The organism is uncultured Methanobrevibacter sp. (assembly GCF_947169325.1).
Taxonomy (GTDB): Archaea; Methanobacteriota; Methanobacteria; order Methanobacteriales; family Methanobacteriaceae; genus Methanocatella.
This window is the reverse complement of sequence record NZ_CAMVPN010000011.1, coordinates 14,058-31,773: the sequence shown is the minus strand read 5'-3', so window position 1 is coordinate 31,773 and position 17,716 is coordinate 14,058. Positions and strand designations below refer to the sequence as shown.

General features: G+C 36.4%; 17 protein-coding genes. 2 read left to right on the top strand and 15 right to left on the bottom strand.

Annotated elements, in window-relative coordinates; genetic code table 11:
- Positions 1–90: 90 nt before the first annotated feature.
- Together Q0W26_RS02975 and Q0W26_RS02970 are read right to left on the bottom strand one after the other, a co-directional pair.
- Positions 91–1,236 (bottom strand): aldo/keto reductase, encoded by a 1,146-nt coding sequence (locus Q0W26_RS02975; RefSeq protein ID WP_298522196.1) that lies wholly within the window; start codon positions 1,234–1,236, stop codon positions 91–93.
- A complete protein-coding gene (locus Q0W26_RS02970) occupies positions 1,233–3,011 on the bottom strand; it encodes an FUSC family protein (protein WP_298522194.1) in 1,779 nt (592 codons plus the stop codon). The genes Q0W26_RS02975 and Q0W26_RS02970 overlap by 4 nt, the downstream gene beginning before the upstream one ends.
- A gap of 63 nt (positions 3,012–3,074) precedes the next feature.
- Between Q0W26_RS02970 and Q0W26_RS02965 the strand changes: the two genes are divergently transcribed.
- A complete protein-coding gene (locus tag Q0W26_RS02965; protein ID WP_298522193.1) occupies positions 3,075–3,611 on the top strand; it encodes a DNA-3-methyladenine glycosylase I in 537 nt (178 codons plus the stop codon).
- A gap of 124 nt (positions 3,612–3,735) precedes the next feature.
- On the opposite strand, the gene Q0W26_RS02960 is transcribed toward Q0W26_RS02965, so the two are convergent.
- The 13 genes from Q0W26_RS02960 to Q0W26_RS02905 form a co-directional block, all read right to left on the bottom strand.
- Positions 3,736–4,851 carry an ATP-binding cassette domain-containing protein gene (locus Q0W26_RS02960; protein WP_298522192.1) on the bottom strand — a complete coding sequence of 372 codons (1,116 nt, stop codon included), beginning with the start codon at positions 4,849–4,851 and terminating at the stop codon, positions 3,736–3,738.
- Positions 4,852–4,860: 9 nt separating this feature from the next.
- On the bottom strand, positions 4,861–5,646 hold the full coding sequence (locus Q0W26_RS02955) for an ABC transporter permease (protein ID WP_298522190.1): 786 nt from the start codon (positions 5,644–5,646) through the stop codon (positions 4,861–4,863).
- Positions 5,647–5,692: 46 nt separating this feature from the next.
- Positions 5,693–6,475 carry a molybdate ABC transporter substrate-binding protein gene (gene modA / locus Q0W26_RS02950; protein WP_298522188.1) on the bottom strand — a complete coding sequence of 261 codons (783 nt, stop codon included), beginning with the start codon at positions 6,473–6,475 and terminating at the stop codon, positions 5,693–5,695.
- Positions 6,476–6,699: 224 nt separating this feature from the next.
- The gene (locus Q0W26_RS02945; protein ID WP_298522186.1) at positions 6,700–7,821 is read right to left on the bottom strand and encodes a sulfate/molybdate ABC transporter ATP-binding protein; all 1,122 of its coding nucleotides are present in this window, start codon (positions 7,819–7,821) and stop codon (positions 6,700–6,702) included.
- Positions 7,822–7,844: 23 nt separating this feature from the next.
- On the bottom strand, positions 7,845–8,519 hold the full coding sequence (gene modB / locus Q0W26_RS02940; RefSeq protein WP_298522184.1) for a molybdate ABC transporter permease subunit: 675 nt from the start codon (positions 8,517–8,519) through the stop codon (positions 7,845–7,847).
- A gap of 42 nt (positions 8,520–8,561) precedes the next feature.
- Positions 8,562–9,398 carry a molybdate ABC transporter substrate-binding protein gene (gene modA, locus Q0W26_RS02935; protein ID WP_298522183.1) on the bottom strand — a complete coding sequence of 279 codons (837 nt, stop codon included), beginning with the start codon at positions 9,396–9,398 and terminating at the stop codon, positions 8,562–8,564.
- A gap of 547 nt (positions 9,399–9,945) precedes the next feature.
- Positions 9,946–11,328, bottom strand: coding sequence for a glutamate synthase-related protein (locus tag Q0W26_RS02930; RefSeq protein ID WP_298522182.1), 1,383 nt, complete (start codon positions 11,326–11,328; stop codon positions 9,946–9,948).
- A 47-nt stretch (positions 11,329–11,375) separates the two neighbouring features.
- Complete coding sequence (locus tag Q0W26_RS02925) at positions 11,376–12,095, bottom strand: carboxymuconolactone decarboxylase family protein (protein WP_298522181.1); 720 nt, start codon at positions 12,093–12,095, stop codon at positions 11,376–11,378.
- Between the two features lie 107 nt (positions 12,096–12,202).
- Entirely contained in the window at positions 12,203–12,424 is a 222-nt protein-coding gene (locus tag Q0W26_RS02920) for a DUF6677 family protein (protein ID WP_298522180.1), read from the bottom strand.
- Between the two features lie 68 nt (positions 12,425–12,492).
- A complete protein-coding gene (locus tag Q0W26_RS02915) occupies positions 12,493–13,398 on the bottom strand; it encodes an AEC family transporter (protein ID WP_298522178.1) in 906 nt (301 codons plus the stop codon).
- 141 nt (positions 13,399–13,539) lie between these two features.
- Entirely contained in the window at positions 13,540–13,653 is a 114-nt protein-coding gene (locus Q0W26_RS11925; RefSeq protein ID WP_342765329.1) for a symporter small accessory protein, read from the bottom strand.
- Entirely contained in the window at positions 13,653–15,263 is a 1,611-nt protein-coding gene (locus Q0W26_RS02910; protein WP_298522177.1) for a sodium:solute symporter, read from the bottom strand. Before Q0W26_RS02910 ends, Q0W26_RS11925 begins: the two co-directional genes overlap by 1 nt.
- A gap of 120 nt (positions 15,264–15,383) precedes the next feature.
- The gene (locus Q0W26_RS02905; protein WP_298522176.1) at positions 15,384–16,178 is read right to left on the bottom strand and encodes a tetratricopeptide repeat protein; all 795 of its coding nucleotides are present in this window, start codon (positions 16,176–16,178) and stop codon (positions 15,384–15,386) included.
- Positions 16,179–16,407: 229 nt separating this feature from the next.
- Here Q0W26_RS02905 and Q0W26_RS02900 point away from each other — a divergent pair, with 229 nt between their 5' ends.
- Positions 16,408–17,709 carry a phenylacetate--CoA ligase family protein gene (locus tag Q0W26_RS02900; protein WP_298522175.1) on the top strand — a complete coding sequence of 434 codons (1,302 nt, stop codon included), beginning with the start codon at positions 16,408–16,410 and terminating at the stop codon, positions 17,707–17,709.
- Positions 17,710–17,716: the final 7 nt, after the last annotated feature.

Genomic DNA, 17,716 nt, shown 5'->3' with positions numbered 1-17,716 from the left:
CTAAAACCTTCAATAAATTAACTATTTATAAATATATACTTAATAATTATTAAACATTGCTTTAACTAAACAAAAAAAATAGAAAAGGGATTAATTAGTAAATCCATAACCTTCGGTTTCAAATGTTTTTGCAACGTCCTTGAGGACTTCAGGAATGTTAATCTGCTGAGGACATTCCTCAATGCAGCTTTCACATTCGCTACAGTCTGAAGCCAATCCAACATCAGGAAGCCTGGAATAGTTCAGATAAGCGTTTCCCAGTTGTGACCATGGGTTTCCATCCTTATTGAGAATTTTTTCCTTGTTGTACAAATCAAAGATTTTGGCAATGTCAATCTCTTCCGGGCAAGTGTCGACACAATATCGACATTTTGTACAGTCAACAGTGATGTTGCTGTTTATGATTTCTGAAACATCTTCAAGAATCTTTAACTCTTCATCATTCAGGGGATCTGCATTTTTAAACTCCTGAATATTGTTTTCAAGCTGTTCAAGGTTGCTTGCACCGGTTAAAACAACACATGCATCCAAGTTGGCTACAAATCTCATCGCCCATGAAACTACTGACCGGTCAGGATTATACTCCTTCATGATTTTTTCCGCCTCTTCAGGAACATCTGCCAAAAATCCTCCTTTGTAAGGCTCCATAATCATTACAGGTTTATTGTATTTTTTTGCAACTTCAAAACATTTTCTTGAGTCAATTCCTTCATCTTCCCAGTCAAGATAGTTAATTTGAAGCAGAACAAACTCCAGTTCAGGGTGCATGAATAGAATTTCCTCTAAAAATTCGGCATTCCCATGGGTTGATATCCCAATATGTTTTATGAATCCCTCTTCCTTTTTATTTTGGATAAAAGAATACAGATCAACGTTTTTCCATGCTGTTTCTGTATATCCGCTTACATTATGCAACATGAAGTAATCAAAGTATTCAACACCGCAATTTTCGAGCTGTTCGGCAAAAAGTGGCTCCAATTGTGATTCTTCTGTGATTACAAACAATGGTAGTTTTGTTGCAATTTTAAATGAATCACGAGGATATCTCTCAACAACACATTTTTTAAAAGCCTTTTCTCCCATTCCTTCATGATAAATGTATGCAGTGTCGAAGTGGTTGAAACCTGCGTCCATATACGCATCCACCATCTGGTTGACCTGCTCGTAATCAATGCTTGTAAAGTCGTTTTCATCTAGAAGAGGAAGCCTCATCATTCCCATACCTAACTTATTCATTTTAAATCCCTCATAATAGCTTTTTCATCATCATATAATCCTTTAATATAAAGCATTACATGTGCAATAATCCTATCTTTAACATCTAAATTATTGTCAACATTATAATCTTTGTCTATAATGCATATTAAATTATTTTTCAATTTTTCACATGGAGAATGGACATCCAAATAATTTAATATGAAATTACAGATATCGGTTATCTTTATTTGCAAATCATACAATTGCATGTTTTCATCTGTTACTTGAATATTTTCACGAACAATATTTGTTAAAACTAGCAGAACAGTTTTCCTATCAGATTCAACACCCCTACATTTTTCCTTAATCAAATCAAAATATTGGCCATTGAATTCACAGCATACCTTCAAACAGTTTTGCGTTTCCGCTTCAACTGAATACGGCAAAAACTTAAAGTTAAAAATGGACACTACAACCACACCAACAACTACCCCAAGCAATTTAAGAGCCAACGCCTCAGGAGGATTAATATATATTAATGCAGTCATGACAGACATTATGGTAGAAGCAGTGGTTAAAATGAATTTATCCTCCATTTTTAAAACAAGGACAAAAATACATGCAACAAATAAGATTATCGCCACTGTTTTAGCTGAAATCGGAATATACGGAATCAAAACGAGAATCAATGCAAATATGAATACACCCAGAAATGTTCCCTTGATACGTGCCTTTGCCATGGATGCCAAATCGTTAACGTAAGGCATCATCAGCGGAAGAGTAATGAAATACAGCCACTTTGTGAAAGGCAGATCGAACATCAATGTCAGCAGCTGCCAAATGAATAGCATGAAAGCCATCTTAAAAGCGAACACGAATTTAGGAGATTTTAAAGAAAATTCCTTTTTAAGAATGGGTCTTAACAATGTTCTTATTGTTTTTTTATCCGGAAGCGAACTGTCTTCAGCCAAATCCTTATTAACCTCATTTGCAATTATTTCAAGATTCAAGAGAACCAATGGCATTTCATTAGTTTCTATCTCAACATCCGTGAAAATATCTTCAGGATTGATCTGTCTGATTTTGGATAAAACATCTTTTACATATCTCAATTCATTTTTGGAAAAGTCATAATCCGCTATCAGAAACCCGATATGTTGAAATGATTTTATTAGATTTAAAGCAAACTGATGTTTTTCTGTTGGAAAATATTTATATTCGAACTTATTGAAAATGGCAGAATAAAGACCATTGGCGGTTTTAAAGTTTTCATGAGACACTTCCCCTCCATTCAGTTTCAAATCTATCGAATTGTCCAGTTCACTGACCAGCCCATCAATGGTTGCCTTTGATAGTTTATAATCCTTTTTCCTATTGACAACAATATTCAATCCCACAATGAAAACAGCTCCAAAAAGCAATGACAGAATCCTCATCGGCAGGCCTTCAAGGTCAACACTGGCTGAAATCATCATGAAATAGCACATAAGATAAGGAAGGTAAGTGCTGGTTCCAAACATATTATATGATGTGAATGTGGTTGCGAATACCACAATAAATGTTAATATGCAACCCCAAATCGTTAAAGGGTTATTCAGATAAGCTGCAATCCCTAAAATTAAAAGCAATGAAAAGATTTTAATGAATGACAATTTGGGTTTGAATGACAGGTCATTGCCTAAGCTCATGAACGCAGCCAAAATTACAGTAAGCCCGATTACCATATTTTTAGTTCCGAACACGAGCATATAAAGAGCCATGAATGAAATCATTAGAACAAACAGTATCAGTTTCTTTTTTAAATCAGGATTCATATCATCAATCCATTAAATTTCCCTTAAAAATATATATTATTGATGAATATAATAATTATTTCTATGAACAAAAGGCGATGCAGTTGGGTAACCGATGATGAAGTATACATCAGATACCACGATGAGGAATGGGGAATTCCTACATATGACGACAGGGAACTGTTTGAAATGCTTGTTCTGGAATCATTTCAGGCAGGTCTTTCATGGATTACAATTCTTAAAAAACGTGAAAACTTCAAAAAGGCATTTGACGACTTTGATGTTGTTAAAGTATCCAATTATGATGAGGAAAAGATCGAAGAACTTAGAAACAATGAGGGAATAATACGCCATAAAGGCAAAATCACTTCTGCAATAAACAATGCCAAAATATTCATTGAAATCCAAAAAGAATTTGGAAGCTTTTCAGATTATATCTGGTCATTTACGGATGGTGAAATCATCAAAGCCGAATATCTAACCGAATCTGATTTATCCAAAGAGATTTCCAAAAATCTAAAAAAAAGAGGAATGAAATTTGTCGGCCCAACAATCATATATTCATATCTAGAATCAATTGGAGTTATTGACAATCATGAGAAGGGCTGCTTTAAATTTTGACATTACCATCAGCAAAATTCGTTTTGCATCCTAAATCAGAAGTAGGATATATATCCCCAAAGAAAAATCAGATTGAAAATCAAAAACAATGCTGTTAATGAAAAACACATTCAATTAAAAGCAATCAAGATAACTTAAACGTGTTATAACTGTCCAAGACATTAACATTTACAGATTTGAAAATCAAATAAACCTCGCCATTCAATTTCAAATCAAGATTTTCAAATGAATTTCTGGTTAAAATTCCTTTAAATAATATGCCTTCAACATCCGTTTCAACATTGACTATTGGTCCAGACTCTTCTATTTTGGTTATCTTTCCCTTAAGTTGGTTTCTTGCAGATGATTCAAATGTTGATTTTGCAAAGATAATGTTTTCAGGCCTTATTGCAACCAAAACGTTTTCTCCGATAACCTCATGGGATGCGAGGTTACAGTATTCATCATCAGTACTTTGTATCTGAATATTGTCATTTAGTTTCACGGTGACTGAATTCTGTTTCGTATTTACTATTTTTCCATCAAAAATGTTGTTCACACCTACAAAACTGGCAACAAAATCATTAGCAGGTTTTGAAAATACTTTGTAGATATAGTCCAGTTGATGTAAAACACCGTTTTTCATAACCCCTACCTTGTCTGCTAAGTTCCAGACATCATTAAAGTTATGAGTCACATGAAGAAATGTTGTTTTATACTCCACTCCTATGTCTTTAATCAAAGATGTTAATTTTGCCTGTGTTGTTACATCCAATGCAGAGAAAGGTTCGTCCATCAGAATTATATCCGGTCCGACAATAATTGCACGGGCAAGTGCTGTTCTTTGAGATTCCCCTCCGCTTAATGTCAAGACATCCCTGTGCAGAATATGGGAAATATTCATTTTTTCAGCGATACTTTTTACTTTTTCATCTATTTCCTCTTTTGTGAGGGATTTATCCCTTTTTAGACCATATGCAATATTGTCATAGACGTTCATATTTGGAAACAATACATGATCCTGATAGACGATGCCAATGTTTCTTTCTTCTGGAGCAACATCGTTTAGAATCTTTCCATCAAGTTTAATGATTCCTGAATCCGGCTGATAAAAGCCTATGATTGTTTCAAGCAGAACGGATTTTCCAGAACCTGTTGGTCCAATCAAAACTACGTATTCTCCCCTTTCAATTTCCAGACTTATGTCCTTCAGGTGAAACTCACCAAGATTGACATTTAAATTTTCAACTTCAAGATACATGATATCACCCTATTGATTATACGTTTCGGGAGCATATTTCTCCATGATGGCTATTGTGATTACAGATATTATGACCAATACTATTCCTGCAGTGATTGCCATGTCCATATTTCCTGTGGACAAATGCAGATACATTGTAATCGATAACGTGTCAGTCTTATGCAGAATTCCTCCTCCGACAAAGAGCACTGCAGCAAATGTCCCTATGCAACGTGCCAAAGTAATGATGATTGTTGCAAACAATCCCTGCTTTGAGAGAGGAAGTGTGATTTTATAGAAAGTTTCAAAATCGCTGTACCCCAAACTTCTTGAAACAAACTCATACCTTGTGTCAATGTAGTTGAATGTTGAATGCAGCATTTTAATAGCATATGGAAGCGCTATGAAAAATTCGGCAATTATTATTCCTAAAGTATTGAAAACGAACTTGATTCCAATTGAATCCAACATTCCCCCGATGCCGTAGTTTCCCAAAAACATCAAAAGAGCAATTCCCACAACAATTTCAGGCAACGCCATTGGAATGTCCAATATGATTCTGAAAAACCATTTTCCGGGAAAATCCAACCGTGATAAACTGTATGCCATTGGAATGCAGCATATAACCACCAAAGTTGCAGATATTAATGAAGTGTATATGGTCAGCCAAATTGAATATGCGAATTCAGATGAAAAAAGGGACTCCAAAAAGCCCTGTGGAGTGGTTACTAAAAACATGCTTCCAATTACTAAAAATAAGATTAAAGTAACGATTACCGTTATGGAAATAACCAAAATTTCAAATTTAGAACGCATAATCCCCTTTCCATATTATAAATTAAAAAAGAAAAATAGAGGTTATCTATAATAATTCATATCCCCATTTTTCAAACAGTTTGTGTGCATCCTCATCTTCGGTGACAAAGTCCACAAATGCATGTGCGGAGTCACTGTCTTCGGTAAATGTTGTAACAGCAATCGGAATGGTGCTTATCTTGTTTTGATTTTCAGGAATTTCAATTACTTCAAATTTGCCCTGATTATCCGCCCAGGTGGTCATTGCTTTCCATATGATGGTAGCATCGATTTCACCTGAAATGAGATAGGTCACCAATTGGTTCACAGTGGTAGTTGTAACAACAGGATCCACAGTCACATTGCTTTTGTTGAGTATTTCCTGTGAGGATTTACCAATCGCAGGCCCTTCAGCTTCACCCAAACCCACTTTTACATCACTTCGTGCCAAATCATCAATACCTGTGATGTTTTTAGGATTTCCAGGCTGTACAATAATAACGGGAATGTTTTTGGTTACATTTTTTACAGTGTCATTTTCAACATAACCGTTTTCAACAGCTTCGCCCATATATTTGTATGCGGCAGGGAAGAATACATCGCCGCTTTTTTGAGTTTCCATTGTGGTGAAAAGCTCTCCGCTTCCACCATATCTCATGTTAACTTCAATGTTGGGATACTTCTCATTGAAAGTTTTTACCAGGTCATCACCCAATTCAGAAAATCCCGCTCCAGCATAAACAACGATAGAACCGGATTTTGCATTATCCGATGCGAATGTGAATGATGCGCCCATTACCGCAATGATTAAAATAATTATAGTAATTGCAAACAAGGTCTTATTTTTCATTATGATTACTCCAAATTTTAAAAAAAACGTTATGAATAACAATTCACACATGTAAACTTTAAAATCAGATATATAAAACTTTTGTTATGAAAATACTCAAAATATCCTATATCGAAAAATAAAATATTTGTTAAAAACTCTAAAAATTAAAAATAAGCGTTATTTAATCAGATTATCGAATATTATTTTAATTTATATCAATGGCAATTTATTACAGAATCCAGTTACTCTTCCAATAAAATTATATCTTGAGGATCCACTTTCAGATACTTTGGAATCACAAAATCATGCTCATAAATCTGTTTGTCATATTTCCACCATAACCCGTTTGCCAAGGTTATTTCCCATTCAAAAGGCATCTCCAATACAGTTGAATTTTCAGTGCTGAAGACATTAACATCACCCTTTTGAGCTGCAGAAAAGTCATGTGCCCTTATTCCAATGTGAGTGATGTTAGGTGAAATCTTTTGTGATACTTCAAAAGTAACATCCCAATCCAAAGATTTGAGATGATAATCATCTATGATTTCAATTTCAGAAATGTTTTTGCACCCTGTAAGTCTGGCAACTTCAACCCTTCTAGGATTCTCGAATATTTCATATGTAGTTCCCTTTGCGATAATTTTACCTGCATCCAGTATTATGAGCTCATCGCAAAACTGGAATGCCTCGTCACGGTCATGGGTAACCATGATGGAAAATCCGTCAAAATCCCTTAGCAGATTGGCAAGTTCCATACGCAATTGCTCTTTTAAGAAAGTGTCCATTGCACTGAATGGCTCATCCAGCAATATAACATCCGGTCGATATGCCAATATACGGGCAAGGGCAACTCTTTGCTGTTGACCTCCAGACAACTGTCGAGGATATCTTTTTTCTAGTCCTTCCAAATGGAAACGTTTAATCATTTCAGCAACTCTTTCATCATCACTTTTAGACAAGCCGCTTGCAACGTTTCCCTTAACTGTACGATTAGATGAAAAACGATTTAAAAAGGATGTTTTTTTACCATTGCCCTCTTTAGACAATCCAATAGTAACATTTTCCTCTACAGTCATATTGGGAAAGAGAGCATAATTCTGAAACAAGTAACCTACATTTCTCTCCTGAGGTTTCAAATTAATTTTCTTATTAGAATCAAAATAAGTAGTTTCTTCACCGGTGTTCAAACTTACAACACCATTATCCGGATTGACAATTCCCGCAATGGATTTCAGGGTCATACTTTTACCGCAGCCGGAAGGGCCTAGAATACCCAAACGTTTATTTTTCAATTCAAAATCGACTTCAAGGTCGAATTCATTAAGTTCCTTCTGGATATCCACTTTCAATAATTTATTATTCATAATATATCCCCAATAACCTTAACCTATTTCCATTGCCTTTCCTTACGTATGGAAATGTAATCCATTATAAAAATAGCTATAAATGATATGATAACAATGACAATTACATAATTAAAAGCCTCTCCCATATTACCTGCAGCCACCTCCGAGTAGACTGCCATCGGGAGTGTTCTGGTTTGTCCGGCAATATTACCTGCAAGCATTGCTGTAGCACCAAACTCGCCTAAACCACGGGCAAAAGCAAGGATTCCTCCGCTGATAATTCCCGGCAATGCATTTGCAAATAAAACTTTCCAGAAAATGTTCCACTCAGACATTCCTAATGTACGGCCTGCATCCAGTAAATTAGAATCAACTTGCTCGAATGCTCCTCTGGCGGAACGATACATTAAAGGAAAAGACATGACAACGGCAGCAATGACAGTCGCATGCCATGAAAAAGCAATTTTCACAGTAAAAAAGTCTATGAAAAATCTGCCGATTGGTCCCCTGACACCAAAAATGTAGAGTAAAAAGAACCCAACAACAGTAGGGGGAAGCACTATAGGTAATGTGAAAATACCGTCAAGCACTATTTTTAATGAGTCATTTTTAAGCTTAACCAGGCCCCAAGCTACAATCAAACCTACAAAGAAGGTTATGAATATTGATAAGCTTGCAGTTTTCATTGAAATGAAAATCGGGGACCAATCAGTCATGTCTAATCTCCTTTATCATGTTTTAACTATTAAGAACCAAATCTATTCGTGGATAGTAAATCCGTATTCAACAAAGACATCTTTAGCTTCTTTGGTTTGTAAGAAGTCTAAGAATGCTTGTGCAGCATCTGCGTCTTTTGCGTCTTTAATCATAGCTACAGGATAGATGACAGAAGTGTTTAAAGATCCTTCAGGAGCTTCACAAACCACTTTTACATCATCTGGCATGGATTTTGCATCAGTAGAGTATACAATACCACAATCAGCAGATCCTTGAGCTACTTGGTTTAATACAGCAGTTACATCAGTACCTAAAGATAATTTAGATTCTACAGAATCCCAAATACCGAGGTTGGTTAATGCTTCTTTAGCATATTGACCTGCAGGTACGGATTCAGGGTCACCGATAGCGATGACTCCGCTTGCGTTTGCTAAATCATCAAATGAAGAGATATTTGAACTTGAGTTAGCAGGTACGATTAAAACTACTTTGTTTTCTAAGAATTGAAGGTTAGTATTATTGTCTATTAAACTTTCATTGACTAAAGCGTTCATCTGCTTATTTGAAGCGGACATGAACACGTCAGTTTCTAACCCATTTTCAATTTGTGTTTGTAAATCCCCACTGGAAGCGTAAGTTGGAGTAACTTTTGCACCTTGGTATTTTTCCTGGAACATAGGGATTAACTTTTCATCATATACGTTTTTTAAACTAGCTGCAGCAGCTAAGTTTACTTCCTTACCATCTAAACTAGTATCAGTACTATTGCCGGATCCACCTAAAAAGTCAAACCAGCCAGCACTAACTGCAGAACTTGCACATACGATTGCTATTAATGCTATAGCAGCAACAAGTAATATTTTTTTCATAGATTTCATTGGTATCCTCCTTTTGAATATATTTAAAGCACCATCAGACATTAAATGCATCATCTAAGATTAGAAAATAAAATTATTGCCGATGCCCAGCAAATATCCCTGCACCATCAATACTGCTCCAATTCACATCCATTAAACGAAAATGGACCCAAACACAGCAGCGAAAAAAACATTAATTGATTGAATGAAAATCAATCCAATGCCCAAATAGTATTTCTCCATTCCTTCCCAATCCTAACTATCATCTAAATATCATGATTAGTAATATTATTTTACTTAACACTGACATATAAATATTTTCATAACGAAACTAAAATAGGCATGAAAACTGATATGAGGTAATATCATATCGAAAAAATAGATTTTCACTGAAGATTCTTTAAATTCAAAAATAAGTGAAATTAACAATAATTACGAAATAAAATAAATTACAAACCTAAATCAAAAATCGAACTTGAAAAAAATAATATTGAACAAGTAATTTTTTTAAAATAGATATTAAAAAGTAAACTTGAGCATTAATGTTAAACATTAACGCCCAAACATCCTAAACGTGTTTTATATCAGTATAGTCAGATATCTCAGAGTTGATTGTGCACAAATCACTGACATTTAAATCATGCACGTCATCATGGCCAGTGATTCTTGCAAAAGTCTTAAGCTCTTCAGTTGAAACCTTCAGGTAGTTTTCAACCCTTTTTGCAGCAGTTTCAATCTTGAGCCGCTCCCTCAATTCCGCATCCTGGGTTGCAACACCGACAGGGCACTCACCAGTGCCACAGATTTTATATTGCTGGCATGCCGCCGCAATCATAGCCCCAGTACCGATTGCTACCGCATTTGCCCCCATTGCCAGAGCCTTTGCAAAATCAGAGGACAATCTCAACCCACCAGTTATTGTCAGGTCAATGTCACTTTCATGCTCATCGAGGTATTTGCGAGCCCTTGCAAGTGCATATATTGTTGGAACTGATGTTGAATCACGGATTAACTGTGGACTTGCACCGGTTGAGCCTCCACGACCATCAATGGTAATGAAATCCGGCTCTGCATACAATACATAATCCAAATCATCCTCAATTCTTCCGGCTGCAAACTTCAAACCGATCGGACGACCCTCAGATCTTAATCTCAGCTCATCGACCAAATCCTTCAAATCCTCTTTTGAGTTCACTTCAGGAATTGTAGCGGGAGAATGAATATCCTTACCGATTGGCTTTCCACGTACCTTTGCAATTTCAGAGGTTACCTTTTCGCCCTGCAATTGTCCTCCAAGACCAGGTTTTGTGGATTGGCCTATCTTGATTTCAATCGCATCAGCATTTCTTAGGTTTTCATCATTAACAGAATACTTGTTTGGAACATACTCGAAAATGTATTTGTAAGCGTTTTCCATCTCTTCAATTAAGATTCCACCTTCACCGCTGCACTGGGCTGTTTTAACAGCAGCACTGCCTTTGGCAAGTGCAATTTTTGTTTCCCTTGAAAGCGCCCCGAAGGACATGTGAGTGATGTAGATTGGACTTTCAATTACCAACGGCTTTTTGGCGTTCTTACCAATGACTGTTTGGGTGTTGACTTCCACAGTTGATTCCAAGGGTTGAGGATTCAATTGATTGCCCAAAATCAGTATCTCATCCCAATTTGGCATCTGAAGTTCTGTATACATTGCAGCAACGATGCTTTCACCTGTAATTGCCATCTGGTGTATGGCATCCATTGCCCTTATGTCCTTGTCGCTTTTTGCATAGTTCTTATCATATGATAGTTCAGAGTTAATGTCAACGTTTTCGCTGGATTTTGAGTTTTCCACTTCAACAAATTTGGAAATTTCCTGTTTGCAGATTGGACATGCGTCCAATTCACTTAATAAAATTCCTGTTGCTTCCTCATTGTGGATGTGGCCACAGATTGTACATTTGTATATCATGAATATCACCTTCGCTTGTTATTAAATGAACAACATCATTTAAATACTTAACCGCAGATTTCATTGACGATTGCCAATGCGTTGAGTGTCCTTGGAAAACCTATATAAGGCATCATGACAGTTATTGCAGAAATCAGCTTTTCCTTGTCATTGCCGACGGCCAGATTGCCTTGTGTGTGGCCTCTCAGCTGATTTTCACATCCCCCTAAGGTTGCAATGAATGTGAATGTGATAAGTTCCCTCTGCTGGTCGTTCAGGCCGTCACGTGTGTAGAAATCCCCAAAACAGAACCCTTCAAGGAAGGTGTTGAAATGTTTCTGGTCATCAGGTGTGGCATTTCTCATCATTTCAATGTTTTCCGCTCCAAAATAGCTTTCCTGAATTTCACGACCTTTCTGATGTCTGTTTTCAGGAGTTGTGTTTGATCGCTCAGGCAAAGGCAACTCAATTCCTTTTTTGTCAAAGACCTTTATCACAACACCGAAGAAATTGTGTGCCCTTCCAAATCCCACATATGGGACGGACTGGTAAAGCAGTTCCTTAATCTCTTCGGGAGTGATGTCAACATTTAAAGCAGCCATCAGAATCTTTTTGAAAGCTTTTGGTGATTGGGCGGCAATCAATGAAGCCAAAGTCACCAAAACAGAATCCTTTCTGGATAATGTGGAATATTCAAATACCTCACCGTAGGCAAAGTTCTTAAAGATTTCATGAAATTCTGGGTCATTTTTTTCAAAGCGGGTAAAATTCTCAAATAAGTATTTCATGAAAATAGATTTGGAAAAAAAGTTATAAAAAGATTTCAGTAAAAAAAAAAAAAAAAATAAAAGAAGAAAAATTATAATGTTTTAAATCATAGGATTTAAACCTAAAATTATTCTACCATTTTATAAGCATCATATGCTGCGTAAATTGCAAATATTAATGATAGAATGGACAGTAAAAATCCTGTAAAGAATGATGCAACTGCTAAAATGACAGCGATTACAAAGAAAATTACTCCTTTTTTAATGTCGCCTGCATAAGCTTGGCCTAATCCAGGAATTAAAAAAGATAATACTGCAGCGAGAATTGCATTTGCCACATATATTTTCATCCATTTAACTTAATTATTACTAAATATATTTGAACTTATTAATAATATTATCCTACTTTAAATTAAGATTACAGTGTTAGAACTGAAATTATAATCGTCAATGTCAAAACGCTTAAAACCACCGTGGTGAAAATGAACGAACTCATCAAATCCTTGTCCAAGTCATATTGAACTGCAAGCACCAACGAATTGCCCGCCGTTGACATTGCCGCCTCAAGTATTGCAATATTGAACGCCATTCCTTTAATTTTCAAAAGAGAAAGCATCACAAAAATGATTGCAGGAGCCAGCACCAGCTTAAATATCGAAACAACAATGGAATCGGAGAGATAATTCTTGATGTTACTGTAATCAAGTGAAAGACCTATTGCAAGCATTATCAATGGAATGGTGGCCTGTGCGAAGTAGTTCAGGATGTTTTCAATCACATAGACCAATGGTATATTGAATGCATTGAATATCAATCCGAAAATGACCGCCCACAGAGGAATGAAAGTTACTGTATTTCTGATTACCTCATTACGGTCTCCTCCGAATTCCCTTGCAAGGATAACACCATACATTACAATCATCATTGAAGTGGAAAGATCAAAAAATACGGCATTCAGAAACCCTTCATTTCCAAAAACACCCATTGAAACCGGAAATCCGATGAAACCTGTGTTCATGATGGATGATGCAATCATTATTGTCCAGGATTTCTTTTTAGAGTAGTTACGAGCCCTGCAGTAAAGATAAGCTACAATCAATAATGTGAAACTGGTAGCAATACCCAAAATTGGTAAAAAGAGCATATCATGAGAAATACTTGCTGTCCGGAGATTTACAAAAATCATTGAAGGCAACGCAATATACAAAACAACTTTTGACAATGTTTCACGGGCATTATCTTCCAAAATCTCTTTTTGTCTTAGGAAAAATCCTAATAAAATCATTAACGCCGGCACTAAAATTACTTCAATCGGACTTGCCATATATACTTCTCCAAAGTTCTGATACTAAATCTGTTGATGATTGCATATATATCCCACAGAAATTTAATGTGGAAATTGAAAATAGCTTGCGTTAATGTGAATAGAAATGCAATTAAAAATAAAAAAAAAAGTGAGGAGAATCTAATCTCCCTTGTTCCAGTTTACGATACCATAAACAATACATAAAAGTGTGGATAAGATAATTCCAAGATACACTCCCCAAATCAATGGGTCACTAATTCCTAAAATTGCCATTATGCATCACTTCCCTTTTTGTCTATGTTTGAAAATGCCTTATCGATGACATCCTGTGCAGGGGGTTGGGTAAGCAGACTTACGACAACAACGAATATTGCTGAGACAGGTACAGCTATCAGCATCACGTCAATGAACGGCCATGGAGCGGAAGGCAAGATTGTTTCTACACCCAATAGGAATTTGCAGATTCCAAGTCCGACTGCTGTCTTTTTGAACACGAACATCAACCAGAAAAGGCTTACCAATGTTCCGGATACGATTCCTGCAATGGCTCCGAGTCTTGTAATTCCTTTCCAGTAAAGTGCTCCCAAGAACACTGGAAGGAATGCTGCTGCACAGATTTCAAAGAACAAACTTGTTCCGAGTGCAACTACACTTCCAGGAAGTGAGAATGCCATTATCAAAGCCAAGATGATAGCAACTAAGATACCTACTCTTGAAATGGATACCTGGTCCAATTTCTGTTTGGATTTGTCCCTTATAACTGAATAGATGTCCACACCGAATGCGGTTCCCTGTGTGTGAAGTTGTGATGATATTGTTGACATTGCAGCCGCAATCAGAGACAACAGGAATATGTAAACAAACCATTCAGGCAGTGCCATTGTGATGAATGTCGGAATAATCTTGTCGATGTTTCCTCCAACCACATCCACTGCGATTTTCCCCAGTTTATCGAAGAAATACACGTTTGAAAGAGATCCTACAATATAAGCTGTGGTTGGCATGATTGCAATGAAAATACCTCCGATTAAAACTGACCTGTTCAGTTCCTTGTCTGATTTAACTGTCATGAACCTTACAATCAAGGAAGGCTGGGCCAGTACACCTATACCTACACCGATTAATGTGGATGAAACCAGTGACCACCAGAAAGGTGTTCCAAATTCCGGAAACGAAGTCCAACCCGTTCCACCCGTTGCTATGGCATCGGCAGGATATAAGTTAACCATTCCTGAAAGTGCAGTATTTGCGGTGTTTACTCCTCCAAGCAACCAGTATACGAATACCAAAAGGAATACCATTGCAACAACCATGATTGTTCCTTGAAGGGCATCAGTATACATTACACCACGGATTCCACCGAACAGCACATAGAATGTGATAATGATTGATAAAATCAATAATGCTATGCTAAAATCAATCAACAGTGATGATTCCAAAAATCTTGCAGCTCCAATCAATACCACAGCGGCATAAATCGGCATTGCGCAGAAGATGATTAATCCTGAAGCATATTGAATGAATTTACTGTCAAAACGTTTTCCTAAAAACTCAGGAAAGGTCAGAGATCCTAAAGCATGCCCCATCCTACGGGTTCTTTTTCCTAAGAATACAAATGCGATGAATACCCCTATGATGATGTTGAGGAACGCCAACCATAAAACACTCATACCGTATTCACCGGCAACACCTCCAAAACCTACAATAGCGGCTGTCGAAATAAATGTGGCTCCATAACTCATCGCCATGATGAATGGGTGAGTGTCCTTACCCGCTATCATGAAGTCTTCAGAGGAATTGGTTTTTTTGTATGCATAATAACCTACAAAAACAAGCGCAAATATGTAAATAATAAATACAATTGCTAAAATCATTACGTCCATAAATATTTACCTCTAAAAAAATAATTAATAATAATTTATAATAATTACAATATTTTATATTAATAAAGAAATTATATAAACATTACTATTTTTATATACATCAAGGTACATTTATGTACATTACATAATGATGAAACCAACATCATTGACAAATCCCCATTTAACGCCAGTCTGTTCATAATCAAGCAAGAGATCAATAGCTTCAGCGACAGACAAATCGGCATCATCAGTTAAATGGACATTAACATCCAATTTTTCACGCAATTGATTGTAAATCACTATTCTAAGCATGTTGCATGTATTATCCTGAAATTTATCTTCCAAACTGTCAACGATGCCGACGCAATCCCTCAATTTTCCGCAGTTTATTTTAAGCATGAATATTGGGATGATTTTATACTTGTCATCGCCTGCCACATCCAGAAGCTTGTTTGCACAGTTATCAGCGATTTCATCATTGCCCATTGCAATTGCAACCAGTGCTTTTTCATAGATTGCCTCTTCAAAATCACCATCGATGGACAATGCCAAATTGCAGAATCTCAATGCGCTTTTGAATTCACCCAAGAATTTGTAGAACCGAGCAATGTCCAGCATGACGTTTTTGTTGTCCTTAGGAATGATGCGTTCAAATTTCTTCAATGTGGCGAGTGCCTCTGACCTTTCGTCCAAGGCAATATGGCACCGGATTTTTTCATACAAAAGCAGCTCATCATCATCGTCTTCGGCAAGAAGGGAATCAATCAAAAAGAGAGCCTTGTCATATCTCTCAAGTTCCATCAGGCAAGTGATTTTAAAAATCAGCACATAGTCATAGTCCTCATCATCTTCCGCAACAGTATCAAAGTAGGACAATGCTTTTTCATAATTTTCATCATTAAATTCTATTCTTCCTTTGTTAATTTTTGAATCCATAGTTATCACCATGTTAATCTATAATCTGCCAATTATAAATAGTTTTTTATAAGAATAAAGTAAATTTAGTTGTCCTTTTGCAATATAACAAAATGAGAACAATTTTGTTTCCTCAATGTTAAAATAATCACCTGCCAAAATATGAAAAAATTAAACAGTTTCATAAAGTTTTATAATGAATGAAGATTATAATTAAACACATTAAAAAAAATCATGAAATAGGGATATAATGTTTTGGAATGAAAAAGCAGAATGCATGACTAAGGAAGAGAAGGAAAAGATTCAACTTGAGAGATTGCAAAAAACAGTGAAACTGGCATATGAAAATGTTGAATTCTACAAAAAAAGATTTGATGATGCAGGAATAAAACCTGAAGACATAAAAACTTTAAAAGATATCGAAAAAATTCCATTTACTACAAAAAGCGATTTAAGAGAAGCTTATCCATTAGGTTTACTTGCAGTTCCCCGTGAAGAGATTGTGGAGGTTCATGCCTCTTCAGGAACAACAGGAAAACCAACAGTAACCGCATACACCCAAAACGATTTGGACATCTGGGGAGAATGCATTTCACGTGGACTGAAAATGGCAGGTGCTGAAAAAGACTACATTATCCAAAATGCTTACGGATACGGATTGTTTACAGGAGGATTCGGTATCCATCACGGCGGAAACAAAATGGGTGCAATAACAATACCAATTTCTGCAGGAAATACACAAAGGCAACTGGACACAATGGTTGATTTCCAAAGTGACATCCTAACATGCACACCATCCTATGCAATGTATCTCGGCGAGTCAAGAGAAAAAGCGGGAATCCCCCTAGAAGACATTAACTTGAAGGCAGGAATCCATGGAGCAGAAATGTGGACAGACGAGATGAGAAAGAGAATCGAAAAATCTCTCGGAATTAAAACCCACAACATTTACGGATTAACAGAGGTAATGGGTCCGGGCGTTGCCCAGGAATGCAGCGAACAAAACGGAATGCACATTCAAGATGACCATTTCTACCCGGAAATTATTAACTCCGAAACTGGTGAAACTTTAGGTTACGGTGAGAAAGGAGAGCTTGTCTTAACATCATTGACAAAAACAGGAATGCCTATTTTAAGATTTAGAACAAAAGACCTGACTTCACTTATTGAAGAGGAATGCGAATGTGGAAGAACAACCGTCAGAATGACAAGAATCACTGGTAGAAGCGATGATATGCTTAAAATCAAAGGAGTCATGGTGTTCCCATCACAAATTGAAAAGGCATTGCTTAAAATTAGCGGAATCAGTCCTAACTACATGATCCATGTGACAAGACCAGATATCTTAGATGAAGTGGAAGTTAAAGTGGAAGCATCAAAAGAGTTATTCTCAGATGAAATGAAAGAAATGGAAAGAGTGGAAAAACAAATCCAAGCATCCATCAGGTCAGAAACAGGACTAAGAGTGGATGTAACAATCTGTGAACCGGAATCACTACCAAGAAGTGAAGGTAAAGCTGTTCGTGTAATTGATGAAAGGAATTTTGAATAGGTGATAT